The sequence below is a fragment of the Aquamicrobium soli genome (assembly GCF_042646345.1).
Classification (GTDB): Bacteria; Pseudomonadota; Alphaproteobacteria; order Rhizobiales; family Rhizobiaceae; genus Mesorhizobium; species Mesorhizobium soli_A.
Window position 1 is genome coordinate 210,188 of record NZ_JBHRTK010000010.1, and the last position, 18,462, is coordinate 228,649.

An 18,462-nucleotide genomic window follows, 5' to 3' on the forward strand; every position below is an offset into this window, starting at 1 on the left:
ATGGTCGAAGCCTCATCCGTCGAGATCCGCAAGGTCACCAAGTTCTACGGCCCCTTCCAGGCGCTGAAGGAAGTTGACCTGTCCATCCAGCCGGGCAAGGTGACGTGCCTGATCGGGCCTTCCGGCTCGGGCAAGTCCACGCTGCTGCGCTGCATCAACTTCCTCGAGGAATATGATTCCGGCGAGATCACCATCGACGGGCAGCTGATCGGCTACGCCACGCCCGGCGGCCGCAAGATGCCGGGCCGCAAGCTGCGCGAAATGCGCCGCTCGATCGGCATGGTGTTCCAGCAGTTCAACCTGTGGCCGCACATGACGGCGCTGCAGAACGTCGCCGAAGGCCTCATCCGCGTGCGCGGCCTGCCGAAAGCGGATGCCGAGGCCCGTGCCGCCGAGGCCCTGAAGAAGGTGGGACTGGCCGACAAGATGGCCAACCACCCGGCGCGCCTGTCCGGCGGCCAGCAGCAGCGCGTCGCCATCGCCCGCGCCATCGCCATGGAACCGCGCCTGATGCTGTTCGACGAGCCGACTTCCGCGCTCGACCCGGAACTGGTGGGCGAGGTGCTGAGCGTCATGAAGACGCTGGCTTCCGAGGGCATGACCATGGTCGTGGTGACGCACGAAATGGGCTTTGCCGCCCATGTGGCGGACCAGGTGGCCTTCATGGAAAAGGGCGAACTGGTGGCCGTGGACGCCCCGAGCCATATCCTGCACAACCCCGAAGACCCGCGCATCCACGCCTTCCTGCGCACTTATCACGAGCGCAACAGCTTCTGAGCGCCATTGCAGGCGCCGGCGCGCTCTGGCACTGATGGCATTTCCGTTTTGCCGTCAGCGCGCGTGATGGAGGCGCCTCAGCCATGGTGGAACTCAATCGGCAAAGCGCCTCGGCGCTCGCCCGCATGATCCGCGCGGGCGAGACGACGGCGAGCGCGGTGATGGGCGCCCATCTCGACCGGATCGCGGCGCGCGAGGCCGAGGTCGGCGCCTTCGTCTACCTCGACACCGAACGCGCCATGGAACTCGCCGAAGCCGCCGACCGGCAGCCAGCCCGGGGACTGCTGCACGGCGTGCCCTTCGCCATCAAGGACATCATCGACACGCAGGACATGCCGACCGCCTGCGGCAGCGATCTGTTCGCCCACCGCCGGCCGACACGCGACGCCGCCTGCGTGCGCAAGATGCTCGACGCCGGCGCCATTCCGCTCGGCAAGACCGTCACCACCGAATTCGCCTATTTCCGGCCGGGCAAGACCGCCAATCCGCACAACCTTGGCCACACGCCGGGCGGCTCGTCGTCGGGTTCGGCGGCGGCCGTCGCGGACGGCATGGCGCCGCTCGCCTTCGGCACGCAGACGGCCGCCTCGCTGATCCGGCCGGCGGCGTTCTGCGGCGTCTGCGCCTTCAAGCCGACGACCGACACGTTCGACGTCAGCGGCGTGCTGCCGCTCGCCCCCAGCCTGGATACGCTCGGCTTCCTGGCCCGGCAGCCAGACGATTTCGGCCTCGCCTATGCCGTCATGACGGGGAGCCCGTTGCCCGCGCCCGGCGCCTTCGCCGACAGGAAGCCTCGCATCCGCCTGATGCGTGGTCCGCACTGGCAGGAGGGATCGCCGGAGATGCGCGAGGTCGTGGCCCGCGCCATGCGCATCCTGTCGGAGCATGGCGCCGAAACCGGCGAGGTCGACCATCCGCCGCTGTTTCGCGAGCTGACCGACGCGCAAAAAGCCGTCATGGCCTATGAGGCGGCCAGCACCCATGCGCGCCTTTACGACGAGAACCGCGCCGGCGTCAGCGACCAGTTCGCGGAACTGGTCGAGGCCGGCCGCAGGATCACAACCGAGCAGTACAGGGCGGCGCTCGACATGCGCGACCGCGCGAAGCCGCTGGCGGAAGCGCTGTTCGCCGACTGCGACGCGCTGCTCATGGCTTCCGCCCCCGGCGAGGCCCCGCAGGGCCTCGGCTCCACCGGCGACCCGCTTTTCAGCCGCATGTGGACGCTGCTGCAACTGCCGGCCGTGGCGCTGCCGCTCGGGACCGGGCCGCAGGGCCTGCCGCTCGGCATCCAGTTGGTCGGCCGCCGTGGCGGCGACGAAAGGCTGCTCGCCGTCGCGCAGTGGGCTCACGACCGCTTCGCCGCCTCGGCCTAAAAGGCGCTTGACGGAGGCCGGCATTGGCCGCAGAGGCAGCGGAACGAAGAAGGTCGGGGTCTACCGCGATGATCGAGATGTCGCCGGAAACGGCAAGGGGGCTGGAGTTGGGGATCGAGGGCTGGCTGGAGGCGGTTGCCGCACATTTCGGCTGCGTGTGGCCGATGGAGCGGCTGGTCGGCGAATACGACCTGAACTTCCGGGCTCGGGGCAACAACGGCCCGATCATCGTCAAGGTGATGCGCGCCGGTTGCGACCCCGCCTATGTCGCCATGCAGATCGAGGCGATCCGCCACGCCCTTTCCGTCGATCCGCACCTGCCGCTGCCGGAAATCGTCGGCGAGCCCCTCACCCTGCGCGACGATAGCGGGCAGGAGCGTATCGCCTGGGCGCAACGCGCCCTGCCCGGCAAGGCGCTGGGCGCGCTCGCGCCGCAATCGCTGCCGCTGCTGGAAGAACTCGGCCGCGCGGCGGGGCGGCTCAGCCGCACGCTACAGGGGTTCGAGCACCCGCAACTCGACCGCCCGCAGAAATGGCGGCTTCCCGACGGCGGCTGGATCGCCGCGCATCTGCCGCTCCTGCCGGAGGCGCGCCGCCCTCTCGTGCAGGCGGCGCTGGAGGGCTTCGAGGAGCTGCGCCCCGCGCTTGAACGACTGCCGCAGCAGGCCATCCACAACGACCTCAACGACTGGAACATCCTGATCCGCCAACAGGTCGCCGCGCAGACCGCCGTCGCCGGCTTCATCGACTTCGGCGACATGACGCGCGCGCCGGTGATCTGCGACCTGGCGATCATCGCCGCCTATGCGATCCTCGACCGCCCTGACGCCGAACAGGCGCTGGCCGCGCTCACCGCCGGCTACCATGCCGCCTTCCCGCTGACCGAAGCCGAACTGGCGATGCTGTGGCCGCTGGTGCGGATGCGGCTGGCGGTCAGCGCCGTCAACTCGACCGTCGAGGCTAGGGCCAGGCCCGACGACCCCTACGTCACCATATCGCAGGCGCCGGCCTGGCGGCTCCTGGAACGCACCGACCTCGACGCGGCGCGCATCCTGCAGCGGCTGCGGCTGGCCTGCAGGCTGCCGGTCACCCCCGAGGCGCCGGCGATCCTCGCCTGGCTTGCCGCCGAGCGGCATCGCTTCTCGCCGGTCGTCGAGGCCGACGTCGCGGCCTTTACGGTCCACGACCTTTCGCCATCGGGCAGCCTGACGCCGGAAAACCCCTTCGCGCTGACCCCGGCAGAGGCGGCGACGCTCGGCGTCGCCGAGCCGTGCTGGATCGGACGCCACGGCGAACCGAGGCTGGTCTACACCGAAGGCGCCTTCGTCGGCCCGACGAAAGCGTCCAACCGCCGCACCGTGCATCTGGGCGTCGACCTTTTCGCACCGGCCGGCACGGCGCTGCGCGCCCCGCTGGCGGGCACGGTGATCACGGCGGGAAGCGAGGAAGGCGCGCAAGGCTATGGCGGCATGGTCGTGCTGCGCCACGACACGCCGGCCGGTTCCCTGTTCACGCTGTGGGGACACCTGGCCGCCGATTGCGCGGGGCTCAAGCCCGGCCAGCGTATCGCCGCCGGCGAAGTTTTCGCCCATATCGGGACGCTCGCGGACAACGGCGGCTGGGCGCCTCACCTGCATCTGCAAATGGGCTTCGACAACGACCGCGACTGGGACGGCGTCGCCGATGCCGACGACCGCGCGGCGCTGCTAGCCCGATTCCCGAACCCGGCGGCGCTGCTCAACCTCGCGGACGACCATGTCGCCTTTGCCGCGACCGACGAAGCCGAACTGCTCGACTACCGGCAGGCGCATTTCGCCGCCAACCTGAAGCTCAGCTACCGCCAGCCGGTCATGTTCGTGCGCGGCTGGAAGCATCATTTGTTCGACCAGTGGGGCCGGCCCTATCTCGACGCCTACAACAACGTCCCGCATGTCGGCCATGCCCACCCCAGGATTCGCGCCGTGGCGGCCAGCCAACTGGCGCGGATGAACGCCAACACCCGCTACCTGCATCCCGCCCAGCGGGCCTTCGCGCAGAAGCTGATCTCCAAGATGCCGGCCGGACTGGAGGTGTGCTTCTTCGTCAATTCGGGCTCGGAGGCCAACGAACTGGCGCTGCGCCTCGCCCGTGCCGCTTCCGGCGGCTACGACATCGTGACGCCGGACCACGGCTATCACGGCAACACCACCGGCGCGACGGCGATCTCGGCCTACAAGTTCAACAAGCCGGGGATGGGCGGGCGCCAGCCCTGGGTTCACCTGGTCGACGTGGCCGACGACTATCGTGGCCGCTTCCGTGCCGACGACCCGGCCTGCGGCGAACGCTATGCCGCGCAGGTCGACGACGCCCTCGAGGAGATCGCCGCCGGAGGCGGCCTCCTCGCCGGTTTCATCGGCGAAGTCTTTCCCAGCGTCGCCGGCCAGATCATCCCGCCAGCCGGCTATCTCGCCTCGGTCTATGCCCGCATCCGCTCCGCCGGCGGCATCTGCATCGCCGACGAGGTCCAGACCGGCCTCGGCCGCCTCGGCGACGCTTATTTCGCCTTCGAGCAGCAGGGCGTCGTTCCCGACATCGTCGTGCTGGGCAAGCCGATCGGCAACGGCCACCCCCTCGGGGTGGTGATCACCACGCGCGAAATCGCCGACCGCTTCGCGCAAGGCGCCGAATTCTTCTCGACCTTCGGCGGCTCCAACCTGTCGTGCCTGATCGGCAAGGAGGTGCTGGACATCGTCGACGACGAAGGCCTACAACAAAACGCCGCCATTGTCGGCAACCGGCTTCTTTCGGGGCTGCGTGCGTTGCAGGATCGCCATGCCTGTATCGGCGAGGTGCGGGGGTTCGGGCTTTTCACCGGCGTCGACCTCGTCGAGGACCGCGACAGCCGCGCGCCGGCCACGGCGATCGCCGACCACGCCATCAACCGGCTGCGCGAGATGCGCATCCTGATCGGCCGCGAAGGGCCGGCCGACAACGTCCTCAAGATACGCCCGCCGCTCACCATCGATGCCGAAGGCGTCGATACGATCTGCGCAGCGCTGGACACGGCGCTGGCCGAAATCCAGCCATAGAGGCGCACGATCATCCCGTCGGATGCCGTTCCCTCATCTTGCTCTTGGAGCGCGGATCGTGCCTATATGCCGCCATCAACCGGCGCTAATATAATGGCCCCGGCAGGGGCTCCCGGACCATAAGCACTTCCATGCTAAAAAGAATCTCGATTTTCGCCAGTGGATCGTTGATCGGCGCGGTCATAGACTATGTTTCGACCATCTCGCTGAACAATGTCTTCGGTGTCGACCCCGCCGTCGCTCTCGGACTGTCGATGATCCTGAGCTCCTGCGTCGTCTTCCTGTTCCACCGCCACATCACCTTTCCTGAAGCGCACGGGAACACCGCTTACCGGTTTCTCCTCTTCATTGCCGTGACCTTGCTGGTCTTCCTGCTGCGCGCGGTGCTCCTGAAGGCGTTCCTCTATGCCGGCCTGGCCCTGGCGATCGCGCTTTTCCTGGCGATCGGGCTCGCTTCGCTCATGAATTTCGTCATTTCCTCAACCGTGACTTTTTCAAAGAAATTATCATGACGAAGAAGATACTTTGCATAGTCGCCCCGATTTACAACGAATCCCTGTCCCTGGCCGATTTCCTCGAAAAGCTCTCCACCGAGGCTGACGATATCCAGGAAAAATTCTCGATCCGGGTCGACTACATATTTGTCGACGACGGCAGCCGGGACGATTCCTTTTCGCTGCTCAGGGAATACGATTTCGGCGAGCGGCACGTTCGCCTTCTCCAACTGTCCCGCAATTTCGGCAAGGAGGCTGCGCTGTCGGCCGGCATCGACGCCGCCGATTACGCCGATGCGGCGGTGCTGATGGACGCCGACCTCCAGCACCCGCCGGAAATGATTTCCGATTTCGTCCGCATCTGGCTGACCGAGGGCGCCGACAGCGTCTACGCCTACAAGTCAAGCCGCCGCCAGTCCGAAGGGCTGATGAAGGCCGCGCTGGCACGGACGTTCTTCTGGGTCATGAACCGCAATTTGCGCTACAAGATCCATCAGGATGCCGGCGATTTCCGCCTAATCAACCGGCGGATCATGACCGCCCTGCGCAGCCTGCCGGAGACGGACCGCTTCATGAAGGGGCTCTATGCCTGGGTCGGCTTCCGCCAGGTCGCGCTGCCGTTCCAGCCGCCGCCGCGCCTGCGCGGGACGAGCAGCTACAACCCCCTGCGGCTGCTGTCGATGACGCTCGACGCCATCACCAGCTTCACCACGACGCCGCTGCGCCTGATGGCGATGGCGGGCATCGCGATCGCCACGTTCAGCGCGGCATACGGCATCTACGTCATCATCCAGCACTTCTTTTTCCCGACGGTGCCCGCCGGCATCGCCTCGGTGCTTGCGCTGATCGCCTTCTTCGGCGGCATCCAGATGATCTTTCTCGGCCTGCTCGGCGAATATGTCGGGAAATCCGTCCTCGAGGCCAAGAAGCGGCCGATCTACATTCTGGCCGAAGACATCAGCCGGGGGGAGGACGCGCTTGAGGATCGCGGATGACTTCGGCCTGGGGCGCCGGCACGACCAAGTCATCCTCTCGCTGATCGAGGCCGACCGGCTCGACGGCACCTCGGTCATGATCAACGACGCCATCGAGCCCGGAGCGCTGGAGCGGCTGCGGGCCTTGCGGCAGGCCGGCGCGAAGGTCGGCCTGCACCTGAACCTGACGCAGCCCTTTGCCGGCGGCGCCCCGACCTGGCCGCTGGCCACGCTGATGCAGCCGCTGCCCGGCAAGGGGCTGGTCGACGCCGCCGCGGCTGCGTTCGACCGGCAGGCGCGCGACTTCGTCTCGCTTTTCGGCTCAGGCCCCGACTTCTACGACGGCCACCAGCATTGCCACTGTTTCCCCGCGATGGCGCCGCTGGCGGCACGCCTGCCCCGCGAGCCGGCAACGTGGATGCGCGTTCCCCTGCCCGCCGCCTGGCGGGAGCGGATGCTCAACCTCGCGGCCGGCGGGCCGAAGGTGGTTCTGATCATGGCATTGGCCGCACGGGCGCGGGCGGTCTTCACCTCGGCCGGCTGGCCGGTGAACCGCGACTTTTCGGGCTTCCTGCGCCTCGACGACCCGGCCAGCGTGCGCACATGGCTGCCGCGCCTGTTGGAAGCGGCGGACAAGGAATGCCTCCTGATGCTGCATCCCGGCGATGCGGCCGACCCCTTACAGTGCCCCGGCCATGCCCCGGAAAGCCGCGCGGCCGAAACCGAAATCCTGCGTGAAAGTGCTCCACGATGACAAGGAACCGCGCCATCCTCTGGGGACTGGTCCTGCTGCTCGCCGCCCGGCTTCTGGCCATGCTGTGGGTGCCGCTCACCGATTCTACGGAAGCCCGTTACGCCGAAATCGCCCGCAAGATGGTCGAGACCGGCAACTGGATCACCCCCCAGTTCGACTATGGCGTGCCGTTCTGGGCAAAGCCGCCGCTGCACACCTGGCTGTCCGCGCTCGGCATCGAAATGTTCGGCCCGTCGCCCTTTGCCGCGCGGCTCGGCATCCTCTTGGCCGCCATCGCAACGCTCGCCATCCTGTGGCTGTGGGCCTCGGCCTTCACCGACCGGAAAACCGCGTCGATCGCGACGCTGGTCGCCGCCAGTTCCGCCGTGTTCTTCGTCTCGTCCGCCTTCGTCCAGACCGACATGGTGCTGACGCTCGGCGTCACCGCCAGCATGGCCGGCTTCTACGGCGGCATCAGGGGAAGCCGCGCCTGGGGGTGGCTGTTCTTCCTCGGGCTCGCCATCGGCCTGCTGGCCAAGGGGCCGATCGCCGTCATCCTGTCGCTGCTGCCGATTTTCGTGTGGGTGGCCTGGTACAGGGAATGGAAAAATCTCGCGCGCCTTCCCTGGGTCGCCGGGACGGTAGCCTGCCTCGTCCTGTCGGTGCCGTGGTACGTGGCGGCCGAAATCGCTACGCCGGGCTTCCTGCACTACTTCCTGATCGGCGAGCATATCCAGCGCTTCCTGCAGCCCGGCTGGAAGGGCGACCTTTACGGGGCCGGGCGCGAGCATTTCCGCGGCGCGATCTGGCTGTTCTGGCTCGGCGCCGCACTGCCCTGGAGCCTGTCGCTTCCGGTGCTGGCCTGGCGCCTGCGAAAAAGCGGCGCCGCGCCGACCGAACAGGCTCCGCTCCATCTTTATCTCCTCCTGTTCGCCCTCACGCCGATGGTGTTTTTCACGGCGGCCGCGAACGTGCTTTTGGCCTATGTGCTGCCGGGAATACCGGCAGCGGCCCTGCTGGCCGTCCTGCTCTGGCAGCGCACCGGCTCGTCCGGCGCGCGGGAACTGACGCTGGGCGTCGCCGCCATGCTGCTGATCTCGGTCGGGCTCAGCATCGCCTGCCTGACCCCGGCCGGCCGTTCGGCGCTGCCGACCGAGGCCTACCTGGTCGCGGCCTACCCGGGCCATGGCCGCCTCGCCATCCTCGAATCCCGCAGTTTCTCGGCCGAGTTCTATACGCAGGGCAAGATCACCCGGATCGGCACCCCGGCCGGGCTTGCCGGGTGGCTCTCGCCGGGAGACGGCGTGCTGGTGCCGAAACGCAAGCGCGAGGAGGCCGTCGCGGCCGTCGGCGATACGCTGCAATTCGTCGCCGAGGACCGGAAATACCTGCTCTTCGTCAAGGAATGAGCGGGCTTCCCGCCCGCGCTGCTCAATCCATGCGCAGGCGATAGCCGACCCCGGTTTCCGTCAGGATATGATACGGCCGCTCCGGGTCGGCCTCGATCTTCTGGCGTAGCTGGCGGACATAAATGCGCAGATACTGCACGTCGGTCTCGCCGCCCCAGACCTCGCGCATCAGCATGCGGTGGGTAAGCACCTTGCCGGCATGGGCGACCAGCATGCGCAGGATGTCGTATTCCTTCGGCGTCAGCTTCACCTCCTCGCCGCGCACGCACACGACGCGGCGTACCAGATCGACTTCGAGGTCGCCGCTGCGGAAGGTCGGCGGCTCGCCCTTCTGCTGCAGCCGGTGCCTGAGCGCGGCACGGATGCGGGCAAACAGTTCCGCCGTGCCGAACGGCTTGGTCACGTAGTCGTCGGCGCCGAGATCGAGCGCCTCGACCTTGCCGTGCTCGTCGGCGCGGCTCGACAGGACGAGGATCGGCACGGCGTTGCCGCCCTCGCGCAAGGCGCGGATCACGTCGGCGCCGTCCATGTCGGGCAGGCCGAGGTCGAGGATGACGAGATCGGGAGGGGAGCGCCCGGCCTCGGCAAGGGCGCCCTCGCCGTTCGAGGCTTCCGTTACCTGAAAACCCTGCGAGGCAAGGCTGGTACGCAACAGGCGGCGGATCGGCGGTTCGTCGTCGACGACCAGGATCGTGGCGGCATTCGTGGTCATGGCGACGCCTCCCGCTGGCCGGTTTCCGGTACCGGCAGGGTAATGGTAAAGACCGCGCCCCTGCTACCCGTCCGGGTACTGACCTCGATCGTTCCCGCCATCGCCTCGACGAAGCCGCGACAGATGGCAAGACCCAGGCCGGTGCCGGCGCGCTGGCTGTCGGATTTGCGGATACGGTAGAACTTGTCGAACACCCGCTCCTTGTCCGCTTCGGGGATGCCCGGCCCTTCGTCCATCACCCGCAGGCTGACCGTCGCGCCGTCGCGCCTGGCGTCGATGCGGATCGTCGTTCCGGCGCAGGCGTATTTCGCGGCGTTGTCGAGAAGGTTGAACAGCACCTGCTCGAACAGGACAGGGTCCAGCTTCACCATGGGCAGGTCCGGCGCCAGCGCCGTCTCTACGCGATGGCCGGCCAAAATCCGATCCGCGCGCCGCAACGTGCTGCCGACCACCTCACCGATATCGACCAGCGCCATGGTCGGCACCACCGCGCCCGATTCCAGCCTGGTCATGTCGAGCAGGTTGGCGATGAAGCGATTCAGCCGCTCCGCTTCCTCCTGGATAGTGGAAAGAAGCGCCCTGCGGTCGTCCGCCGTCAGGTCCGGCAGCGCCGCCAGCCCGTCCGCCGCGCCGAGGATCGAGGCGAGCGGCGTCCTCAGGTCGTGCGAGATGGAGGTGAGCAGCGCCGCCTGCAACCGGTCGCGCTCGACAGCGCGCTGCGCCTTGTCGAAATCCTCCGACAGGGTGATGCGCTCGATGGCAAGGGCCGCCTGGTCCGACAGGGCGTCGAGCAGGCGCTGCCCGTCGGGGTCGAGCAACGGACCCTGCTTGTCGCTGTCGATGCCGATCACCGCCACCGGGCCGCGCCCCGTCCGCATCGGCAGGAACAACCGCTTCGCGCCCGGCAGCGTGTCGGCGCCGCGCCCGGCCGGCCGGTTGTTCTCCCACGACCATTTCGCCGCCGCCAGGTCGGCTTCCTCGGCAACGTCCTCGGGCGGCCAGGCGGTCTTGAGCTCGAGCGTGCCGTTCTCGTGCAGGAACAGCACGACCCGCACCTTCAGCATGGAGGCGACCTGCGAGGAAATCGCCCACAGGAGGTCATCCATCGAGGCGATGCCCGCAAGCTTGCGGCTGAACAGGTAGAGGTCCTCGGTGATGCGGGCGCGCCGTCGCGCCATCATCGCCTGCGCGCGCACGCTGGCCGTAAGGTTGGAGGCGACCAGCGCCACCACCAGGAAGAAGAACAGCGCCACCACGTTCTCGGGGTCGGAAATGGTGATGCTGAAATAGGGCGGCAGGAAGAACAGGTTGAAGGCGAGAACGCTGAGCAGGCTGGCAAACAGCGCAGCCCCCAGGCCGAAGGCGACGGCGCTGACCAGCACGGCGGTAAGGAAGACCAGCGCGATGTTCTGCACGTTGAGGAAGCGGGCGAGCCCCTCCCCGCACCCGACCGCGACGGCAACCAGCACGGCGCTGACCAGATAGGGCCGCACGTCGAACGACGCAGCGGCCGCGCGCGTGTCGACGCCCTTTGCCACTGGGGCTTCGCGCTCGTCGCCGCTGACGACGTGGACGGCGACATTGCCGGCTCGCCGCACGATCTCGTTAGTGATCGAGCCGGACAGCAATTCGCGCAGGCGCGAGCGCTCGCTGCGGCCGATGACCAGATGGCTGAAATTGTTCCTGGCCGCATAGTCGAGGATTTCCCCGGCCAGTTCGCGGCCGGGCACCGTCACCGCCTCTCCGCCCAGCCGCTCAGCCATGCGCAACGCCTCGGCGATGCGGTCACGCGCCGGTTCGTGGAGGCGCAGCGAATGCGGCGTCTCGACATAGAGCGCGGTCCACGGCGCACGCAGCCGTTCCGCCATGCGGCGCGCATAGCGTACCAGCGCCGCCGCCTTCGGGTCCTCGTTGATGACGACGAGGATGCGGTCTCCAGCCGACCAGGGGCCGGAGATCGCGTGCGCCTGCATGTGGGAGAGCAGTTGCTGGTCGACACGCTGGGCGGTGCGGCGCAGCGCCAGTTCCCGCAACGCCGTCAGGTTGCCGGCCGAGAAATAATGCGCCAGCGCGCGTTCGGCCGTGCCGGGGACATAGACCTTGCCCTCCTTCAGCCGCTGGATCAGGTCGGCCGGGGTGAGGTCGATCACCTCGATCTCGTCCGCCCGGTCGATGAAGGCGTCCGGCACGGTTTCGCGGACCTGGATACGGGTGATCTGCTGGACGACGTCGTTGAGGCTTTCCAGATGCTGGATGTTGACGGCCGTGTAGACGTCGATGCCGGCTGCAAGCAGATCCTCGACGTCCTGGTAGCGTTTCGGATGCCGGCTTGCGGGCGCGTTGGAGTGCGCCAGTTCGTCGACCAGCACCAGCGCCGGCCTGCGCGCCAGGATGGCGTCGAGGTCCATCTCCTCCATGCGCCGGCCATTGTAGTGGACCTGCCTCAGCGGCACGAACTCGAAACCGTAGACCAACGCCTCGGTCTCGACGCGCCCATGCGTCTCGATCAGGCCGATAACGACATCAACGCCGGCGCGCCTCTGGGCGGCAGCGGACAGCAACATCTCGTAGGTCTTGCCGACGCCGGGGGCCGCGCCGAGGAACACCTTCAGGTGGCCGCGCGTCTCCGTCGCCGCTTCGCGCAGAAGAGCCTCGGGGTCGGGACGCTTGGGTTCGCCATTCTGGTCCGGCATCGGTCGTGCCCTCAAGCCGCCCTTTCAGTGCTGTCGCCGGCGGCGACGCCGGAGCATTGCCACCATCCGGCGATTGCGCAAGGGGCGTTTAGCGTCATTGCGGCTTGGTCGCATCCAGCGCGAGGTTGAGTTCCAGCACATTCACCCTCGGCTCGCCGAGCAGGCCGCCGGATCGCTGTTCGATATGCGAAGAAACGAGCGTCTTCACGGCCTCCTGCGCCAGCCCGCGCGCCTTGGCGACACGCGGCACCTGGAAAAGGGCCGCTTCCGGCGAAATGTCCGGATCGAGGCCGCTGCCCGAAGCGGTGACGAGGTCGACCGGAACCGGCGTTCCGGGATTTTCCTTCTCCAGCGCTCCGGCATCGGCCTTCACCCGCGCGACCAGCCTGGCGCTGGTCGGGCCGAGGTTGGAGCCGCCGGAACTGGAGGCGTCGTAGCCGCTGCCGGCGGCGGACGGGCGCGGGTGGAAATAGCGGTCGGCGCTGAACGCCTGGCCGATCAGCGCCGAGCCGACGACATGGCCGCCGCGCTCTATCAGGCTGCCGTTCGCCTGAACCGGAAAAACTGCCTGCGCGATGCCGGTGACGGCCAGCGGATAGACGAGACCTGTGAGGACGATGAACGCCGCGATCATGAACAGGGCGGGGCGGATATAAGCGTACATTTCGACTGTCCTTTCAGGCAAGGCCGACGGCGGTGATGACGAGATCGATCGCCTTGATTCCGAGGAACGGCACGATCATGCCGCCGAGGCCGTAGATCAGCAGGTTGCGCCGCAGCAGCGCGGCGGCGCCGATGGCGCGGTATTTAACGCCCTTCAGCGCCAGCGGGATCAGCGCGATGATGACCAGCGCGTTGAAGATGATGGCCGACAGGATTGCGCTCTCGGGCGAGGAGAGCCGCATGATGTTGAGCGCCTGGAGCTGCGGATAGAAGGCGACGAACATCGCCGGGATGATGGCGAAGTATTTCGCAACGTCGTTGGCGATGGAGAAGGTGGTCAGCGAACCGCGCGTCATCAGCAACTGCTTGCCGATCTCCACCACCTCGATCAGCTTGGTCGGATCGCTGTCGAGGTCGACCATGTTGCCGGCCTCGCGCGCGGCCACCGTGCCGGTGTTCATCGCCACGCCGACATCGGCCTGCGCCAGCGCCGGCGCGTCGTTGGTGCCGTCGCCGCACATGGCGACCAACTTGCCCTTGGCCTGTTCGGCGCGGATCAGCTCCAGCTTGTTTTCCGGCGTCGCCTGGGCGAGAAAATCGTCGACGCCGGCCTCGGCCGCTATTGCGGCGGCCGTCATCGGGTTGTCGCCGGTGATCATGACGGTGCGGATGCCCATCTGGCGCAGCGCCGCGAAACGTTCGCGGATGCCGCCCTTGACGATGTCCTTCAGGTGCACGATGCCGAGCAGTCGGCCGTCGCGCGCCACCGCCAGCGGCGTGCCGCCGGATTTCCCCACCCTCTGCGCGATCTGCTGCAACTCGCGCACGCCTTCCCTGGAATGCGCGACCGCGACGCGCGCGTCGGCGAGCATCGCATCGACCGCGCCCTTGCGGATACTGGCGCCGTCGAGATCGACGCCGCTCATGCGCGTCTGCGCGGTAAACGGCACGAAATGCGCATGCAACTCGCCCATCCCGCGGCCGCGGATGCCGTATTTCTCCTTGGCGAGCACGACGATGGAGCGGCCTTCCGGCGTCTCGTCGGCCAGCGAGGAAAGCTGCGCGGCATCGGCCAGTTCACGTTCGCTGACACCTTTGAGCGGCAGGAACTCGGTCGCCTGCCGGTTGCCCAGCGTAATCGTGCCGGTCTTGTCGAGCAACAGCGTGTCGACATCGCCGGCCGCCTCGACGGCGCGGCCGGACATGGCGAGCACGTTGAAGCGCACCAGCCGGTCCATGCCGGCAATGCCGATGGCCGACAACAGCGCGCCGATGGTGGTCGGGATCAGCGTCACGAACAGCGCGACCAGCGAAACGACGGGGATAGCGCCGCCGGCATAGTGGGCGAAGCTCGGAATGGTGACGACGGCCAGCACGAAGATCAGCGTCATGCCGGCGAGCAGGATGTTAAGGGCGATCTCGTTCGGCGTCTTCTGCCGCTGCGCGCCCTCGACCAGCGAAATCATGCGGTCGAGGAAGGTCGAGCCGGCCGCCGCCGTGATCCTCACCTTGATCTGGTCGGACAGCACCTGCGTGCCGCCGGTGACGGCCGAGCGGTCGCCACCGGATTCACGGATGACGGGCGCGGATTCGCCGGTGATCGCGGCCTCGTTGACCGAGGCGATGCCTTCAATCACCTCGCCGTCGGAGGGGATGATGTCGCCGATCTCCACGACCACGACATCGCCGACCTTGAGGCTGGTCGCCGGCACCAGTTCGTAGGTCGAGCCATCGGGGGAGAGGCGCTTGGCATCGGTCTCGGTGCGCGTTCGGCGCAGCGCGTCGGCCTGCGCCTTGCCGCGCCCTTCGGCCACGGCTTCCGCAAAATTGGCGAACAGCAGCGTGAACCACAGCCACAGGATGACCTGGAAGGAAAAGCCGAGCCGGCTACCGCCGAAGACGAGGTCGCGCAGCAGAATCAGGGTGGTGAGCATGGCGACGATCTCGACCACGAACATCACCGGATTGCGGATCTCGATGCGCGGATCGAGCTTGGCGAAGGCCGAGCGGATGGCCGGGCCGACGATGGCGGGGTCGAAGACGCTGATTTCGGTGGTTCGGGTCATGATACAGGCCTTCAGAAGGTCTGCCCGGCGAGCATGGCGAAATGCTCGACGATCGGGCCGACGGCGAGTGCGGGGAAATAGGTCAGGCCGCCGACGATCAGGATGACGCCGATGAGCAGGCCGACGAACAGGCCGTTATGCGTGGGCAACGTGCCCGCCGAAGCCGGCACGGTCTTCTTTGCCGCCAGCGAGCCGGCGATGGCCAGCACCGGCACGATGACGAGGAAGCGGCCCATCAGCATCGCAAAGCCGATGGTAAGGTTGTACCAGGGCGTGTTGGCCGAAAGCCCGGCAAATGCGCTGCCGTTGTTGGCCGCACCCGAGGTGTAGGCGTAGAGGATTTCCGAATAGCCGTGCGGGCCGGCATTGGCGAGCGAGGCAAGGCCGGCGGGCAGCACGACGGCCACGGCGGTGAAGCCGAGGATGGCGAGCGGCAGCGACAGCACGGCGAGCATCGCCATCTTCACCTCCTTCGCCTCGATCTTCTTACCGAGATATTCGGGCGTGCGGCCGACCATCAGCCCGGCGATGAAGATCGCCAGGATCACGAACAGCAGCATGCCGTACAGGCCGGCACCGACGCCGCCGACGATGACCTCGCCAAGCTGCATGTTGACGAACGGGATCAGGCCGCCGAGCGGAGTAAAAGAGTCCAGCATGGCGTTGACCGCGCCGCAGGAGGCCGCCGTGGTGACAACCGCGAACAGGGAAGACGCGGCGATGCCGAAGCGCACCTCCTTGCCTTCCATGTTGCCGCCGTCGATGCCGAGCGCTGCGAAGGCAGGATTGCCTTGGGCTTCCGCCCAGTAGGCGACGGCGACACCGGCGAGGAAGAGCACGCCCATCGCCGCAAAGATCGCCCAGCCCTGGCGCTCGTCGCCGACCATGCGGCCGAAGACATTGGTCAGCGCCGCACCGATGGAGAAGATCGACACCATCTCGACCAGGTTGGTCAGCGCCGTCGGATTCTCGAACGGATGCGCTGAATTGGCGTTGAAGAAGCCGCCGCCATTGGTGCCGAGCATTTTTATCGCAAGCTGCGAGGCGGTCGGACCGACGGCGATGGTCTGCCTGGCACCCTCCAATGTGGTGGTGTCGACAGAGGCGCCGAGCGTCTGGGTAACGCCCTGGCTGACATAGAACAGCGCGGTGAGGATCGACAGCGGCAAAAGCACATAGAGCGTCGCGCGCGTCAGGTCGGCCCAGAAATTGCCGACCGTCCTGGCCGAGGCGCTAGCGAAGCCGCGGATCAGCGCCATGGCGATGGCGATGCCGGTCGCGGCCGAGACGAAATTCTGCACCGTCAGCCCGGCCATCTGGACGAGATAGCCCATGCTGCTTTCGCCGCCATAGCCCTGCCAGTTGGTGTTGGTGACGAAGCTGACGGCGGTGTTGAAGGCCGAATCCGGCGACACTGCCCCCATCTGCATCGGGTTGAGCGGCAGGAAGCCCTGCAGGCGTTGCAGGGCGTACAGAAGCACGAAGCCTGTCGCGTTGAAGGCCAGCATCGCCGCAAGATAGGTCAGCCAATGCTGCTCCTTCCGCTCGTCGATGCCGGCGCCGGCATAGAACAGGCGCTCGACGGGCCGCAGGACGGGCGAGAGGAAGGTGCGCTCGCCCGCCATGACCCGCGTCATGTACCAGCCGAGCGGTTTTACCAGCGCAATGACGAGCGCGCAGAACAGCGCGATCTGGAGCCAGCCGTTCACGGTCATGGGTTGTCTTTCTTTTTCGGCATGTTCTTGTCCCGAAACCGGGAGCCGCGTTCCGGAAACATGCTCAGAACCTTTCGGGGCGCAGCAGCGCATAGACGAGGTAGGCGAGGATGAGCGCGGCCGCGAAGCCGCCCAGCGCGTAGTCGAAGATCACCGCCGCCTCCTCAGAGCCGTTCGCCGGCGAGGCCGTAGAGGGCAAGGAGGGCGAAGCCGCCGAGGCCGATCGCGAGCATCAGTATGTCGAGCATTGCACCGTTCTCCATCGGCCCCTTGCCAGGCCGCGAAAGCCGGCGATGCAGGCCGTGTTCAGGCCCGTAGACTTCGGCGTGTCGGCGTAGGTTTTCGAGGGCAGGCGGAAGGCGCGCTCATAGTATTTTCATATAGAGGCCCGCCTTGTCGGCCCGAGCTTGGCCATGCCGCAGGCTGGGCCGGAAGGGTCCGGCGACCGGGCTCGCTACACAGACCTCAATGGGGTTGCCGCCTGCACAAAATTATTGTACACAATAATTGTATCCATATTTAACCTGAAACGGGAAAGCGCCAAGCCAGGCGCTGACGGGACTGTGGACTGTCCCGGCCCCCGCAGCCGGAAAATCATAGGCCCCAGCACCGGGCAGGAGCAGAACAATGCATCGTCTTTCATCCATCCTTGCCGCGATCGCGCTGCTGTTCGTATTCGTTCTCGCCACCACGACAGGAAAAGCCATGAGCAACACTGCCCTGCATGCCGCCGCCGAGGCCGGCGATACCGCCGCCATCGAGAAGCTCCTTGCCGACGGAACGCCGATCGACGCGCGGGACGGCAGCGGCGCCACGGCCCTACTGGTCGCCACCCACGCCAACCAGGTCGAATCCGCCAAGGCGCTGATCGAGGCCGGCGCCGACGTCAACGCCAAGGACAATATCGAGGACAGCCCGTATCTCTATGCCGGCGCGCGCGGCCATCTCGAAATCCTCAAGCTGACGCTCGCGCACGGCGCCGATCTCAAGAGCACCAACCGCTATGGCGGCACCGCTCTCATACCGGCGTCGGAGCGCGGCCATGTCGAGACCGTGCGCACGCTGATCGAGGCCGGGGTCGATGTCGATCATGTGAACAAGCTGCATTGGACGGCGCTGCTCGAGGCGATCATTCTGGGCGACGGCGGCGAACGGCATCGCCAGATCGTCGACCTGCTGGTCAAGGCGGGAGCCGATGTGAACCTCGCCGACGGCAAAGGAGTGACGCCGCTCCAGCATGCCCGCGCAGGCGGCTACAAGGCGATCGAAGCCATCCTCGTGGCAGCCGGCGCGCATTAAAACAGGAAACCAGGCCATGACCGAAGACTATCTCAGCGAAGCCATCGAACTCGCACGCGCCAATATCGGCAAGGGCGGCCGCCCGTTCGGCGCCGTCCTAGTCCGGGACGGGGCGGTGCTCGCCACGGCGGTGAACGAAATCCACGCCACCAACGACCCGACCTCGCACGCGGAAATGAACGCCGTGCGCGCCGCCAGCCACAAGCTCGGCTCGCCGGACCTCAGCGGCAGCGCCGTCTATGCCAGCGGCCACCCCTGCCCCATGTGTATGGCGGCGATGCGGCTTGCCGGCGTCGAGAAGGTTGCTTACGCCTATTCCAACGATGAGGGCACGCCGTTCGGGCTTTCGACGGCGGCGATCTACGAGGACCTCGCCAAGCCCTTTGCCGAGCAGTCCATGACGATCCGCCATGTGCCGGTGCGGCCGCAGGGCAAGCCGGACCTTTATGCCGAGTGGACCGAAGCGCGGAGCAGGCAGGCCTGACC

The 18,462-nt window shown here is 67.1% G+C and carries 15 protein-coding genes; 9 read left to right on the forward strand and 6 right to left on the reverse strand.

From position 1 onward, the window contains the following. The 7 genes from ACFOHJ_RS08735 to ACFOHJ_RS08765 all read left to right on the forward strand — a co-directional run bounded on the left by ACFOHJ_RS08735 (position 1) and on the right by ACFOHJ_RS08765 (position 8,828). Complete coding sequence (locus ACFOHJ_RS08735; RefSeq protein ID WP_378220106.1) at positions 1 to 777, forward strand: amino acid ABC transporter ATP-binding protein; 777 nt, start codon at positions 1 to 3, stop codon at positions 775 to 777. An 83-nt stretch (positions 778 to 860) separates the two neighbouring features. Continuing rightward, complete coding sequence (locus tag ACFOHJ_RS08740; RefSeq protein WP_378220107.1) at positions 861 to 2,150, forward strand: amidase; 1,290 nt, start codon at positions 861 to 863, stop codon at positions 2,148 to 2,150. A 68-nt stretch (positions 2,151 to 2,218) separates the two neighbouring features. Then, positions 2,219 to 5,218 (forward strand): aminotransferase class III-fold pyridoxal phosphate-dependent enzyme, encoded by a 3,000-nt coding sequence (locus ACFOHJ_RS08745; protein WP_378220108.1) that lies wholly within the window; start codon positions 2,219 to 2,221, stop codon positions 5,216 to 5,218. A 131-nt stretch (positions 5,219 to 5,349) separates the two neighbouring features. After that, positions 5,350 to 5,730: a GtrA family protein gene (locus ACFOHJ_RS08750; RefSeq protein ID WP_378220109.1), complete on the forward strand. Its 381-nt coding sequence runs from the start codon at positions 5,350 to 5,352 to the stop codon at positions 5,728 to 5,730. Then, positions 5,727 to 6,707 (forward strand): glycosyltransferase family 2 protein, encoded by a 981-nt coding sequence (locus ACFOHJ_RS08755; protein WP_378220110.1) that lies wholly within the window; start codon positions 5,727 to 5,729, stop codon positions 6,705 to 6,707. The genes ACFOHJ_RS08750 and ACFOHJ_RS08755 overlap by 4 nt, the downstream gene beginning before the upstream one ends. Next, the gene (locus ACFOHJ_RS08760; RefSeq protein ID WP_378220111.1) at positions 6,691 to 7,440 is read left to right on the forward strand and encodes a ChbG/HpnK family deacetylase; all 750 of its coding nucleotides are present in this window, start codon (positions 6,691 to 6,693) and stop codon (positions 7,438 to 7,440) included. Before ACFOHJ_RS08755 ends, ACFOHJ_RS08760 begins: the two co-directional genes overlap by 17 nt. After that, positions 7,437 to 8,828 (forward strand): ArnT family glycosyltransferase, encoded by a 1,392-nt coding sequence (locus ACFOHJ_RS08765; RefSeq protein ID WP_378220112.1) that lies wholly within the window; start codon positions 7,437 to 7,439, stop codon positions 8,826 to 8,828. The genes ACFOHJ_RS08760 and ACFOHJ_RS08765 overlap by 4 nt, the downstream gene beginning before the upstream one ends. Before the next feature lie 22 nt (positions 8,829 to 8,850). Here ACFOHJ_RS08765 and ACFOHJ_RS08770 read toward each other — a convergent pair whose 3' ends face one another. From ACFOHJ_RS08770 to ACFOHJ_RS08795, 6 genes are all read right to left on the reverse strand, one after another. Continuing rightward, positions 8,851 to 9,540 (reverse strand): response regulator, encoded by a 690-nt coding sequence (locus ACFOHJ_RS08770; RefSeq protein ID WP_378220113.1) that lies wholly within the window; start codon positions 9,538 to 9,540, stop codon positions 8,851 to 8,853. Further along, on the reverse strand, positions 9,537 to 12,233 hold the full coding sequence (locus ACFOHJ_RS08775) for a DUF4118 domain-containing protein (RefSeq protein ID WP_378220114.1): 2,697 nt from the start codon (positions 12,231 to 12,233) through the stop codon (positions 9,537 to 9,539). The genes ACFOHJ_RS08770 and ACFOHJ_RS08775 overlap by 4 nt, the downstream gene beginning before the upstream one ends. 94 nt (positions 12,234 to 12,327) lie before the next feature. Then, positions 12,328 to 12,897 carry a potassium-transporting ATPase subunit KdpC gene (gene kdpC, locus ACFOHJ_RS08780; protein WP_378220115.1) on the reverse strand — a complete coding sequence of 190 codons (570 nt, stop codon included), beginning with the start codon at positions 12,895 to 12,897 and terminating at the stop codon, positions 12,328 to 12,330. Positions 12,898 to 12,910: 13 nt separating this feature from the next. Then, entirely contained in the window at positions 12,911 to 14,962 is a 2,052-nt protein-coding gene (gene kdpB / locus ACFOHJ_RS08785; RefSeq protein WP_378220116.1) for a potassium-transporting ATPase subunit KdpB, read from the reverse strand. Positions 14,963 to 14,973: 11 nt separating this feature from the next. Further along, positions 14,974 to 16,677 (reverse strand): potassium-transporting ATPase subunit KdpA, encoded by a 1,704-nt coding sequence (gene kdpA, locus ACFOHJ_RS08790; protein WP_378220117.1) that lies wholly within the window; start codon positions 16,675 to 16,677, stop codon positions 14,974 to 14,976. Positions 16,678 to 16,741: 64 nt separating this feature from the next. Next, entirely contained in the window at positions 16,742 to 16,831 is a 90-nt protein-coding gene (locus tag ACFOHJ_RS08795; RefSeq protein WP_378220118.1) for a potassium-transporting ATPase subunit F, read from the reverse strand. A 551-nt stretch (positions 16,832 to 17,382) separates the two neighbouring features. Between ACFOHJ_RS08795 and ACFOHJ_RS08800 the strand changes: the two genes are divergently transcribed. Continuing rightward, on the forward strand, positions 17,383 to 17,976 hold the full coding sequence (locus tag ACFOHJ_RS08800; protein WP_378220227.1) for an ankyrin repeat domain-containing protein: 594 nt from the start codon (positions 17,383 to 17,385) through the stop codon (positions 17,974 to 17,976). A gap of 16 nt (positions 17,977 to 17,992) precedes the next feature. Beyond that, a complete protein-coding gene (locus tag ACFOHJ_RS08805) occupies positions 17,993 to 18,460 on the forward strand; it encodes a nucleoside deaminase (protein ID WP_378220119.1) in 468 nt (155 codons plus the stop codon). Positions 18,461 to 18,462: the final 2 nt, after the last annotated feature.

Coding starts and splice junctions, on each gene's coding strand:
- ACFOHJ_RS08735 (WP_378220106.1), top strand. CDS start 1: ATGGTCGAAGCCTCATCCGTCGAGATCCGCAAGGTCACCAAGTTCTAC.
- ACFOHJ_RS08740 (WP_378220107.1), top strand. CDS start 861: ATGGTGGAACTCAATCGGCAAAGCGCCTCGGCGCTCGCCCGCATGATC.
- ACFOHJ_RS08745 (WP_378220108.1), top strand. CDS start 2,219: ATGATCGAGATGTCGCCGGAAACGGCAAGGGGGCTGGAGTTGGGGATC.
- ACFOHJ_RS08750 (WP_378220109.1), top strand. CDS start 5,350: ATGCTAAAAAGAATCTCGATTTTCGCCAGTGGATCGTTGATCGGCGCG.
- ACFOHJ_RS08755 (WP_378220110.1), top strand. CDS start 5,727: ATGACGAAGAAGATACTTTGCATAGTCGCCCCGATTTACAACGAATCC.
- ACFOHJ_RS08765 (WP_378220112.1), top strand. CDS start 7,437: ATGACAAGGAACCGCGCCATCCTCTGGGGACTGGTCCTGCTGCTCGCC.
- ACFOHJ_RS08770 (WP_378220113.1), bottom strand. CDS start 9,540: ATGACCACGAATGCCGCCACGATCCTGGTCGTCGACGACGAACCGCCG.
- ACFOHJ_RS08775 (WP_378220114.1), bottom strand. CDS start 12,233: ATGCCGGACCAGAATGGCGAACCCAAGCGTCCCGACCCCGAGGCTCTT.
- kdpC (WP_378220115.1), bottom strand. CDS start 12,897: ATGTACGCTTATATCCGCCCCGCCCTGTTCATGATCGCGGCGTTCATC.
- kdpB (WP_378220116.1), bottom strand. CDS start 14,962: ATGACCCGAACCACCGAAATCAGCGTCTTCGACCCCGCCATCGTCGGC.
- kdpA (WP_378220117.1), bottom strand. CDS start 16,677: ATGACCGTGAACGGCTGGCTCCAGATCGCGCTGTTCTGCGCGCTCGTC.
- ACFOHJ_RS08800 (WP_378220227.1), top strand. CDS start 17,383: ATGAGCAACACTGCCCTGCATGCCGCCGCCGAGGCCGGCGATACCGCC.
- ACFOHJ_RS08805 (WP_378220119.1), top strand. CDS start 17,993: ATGACCGAAGACTATCTCAGCGAAGCCATCGAACTCGCACGCGCCAAT.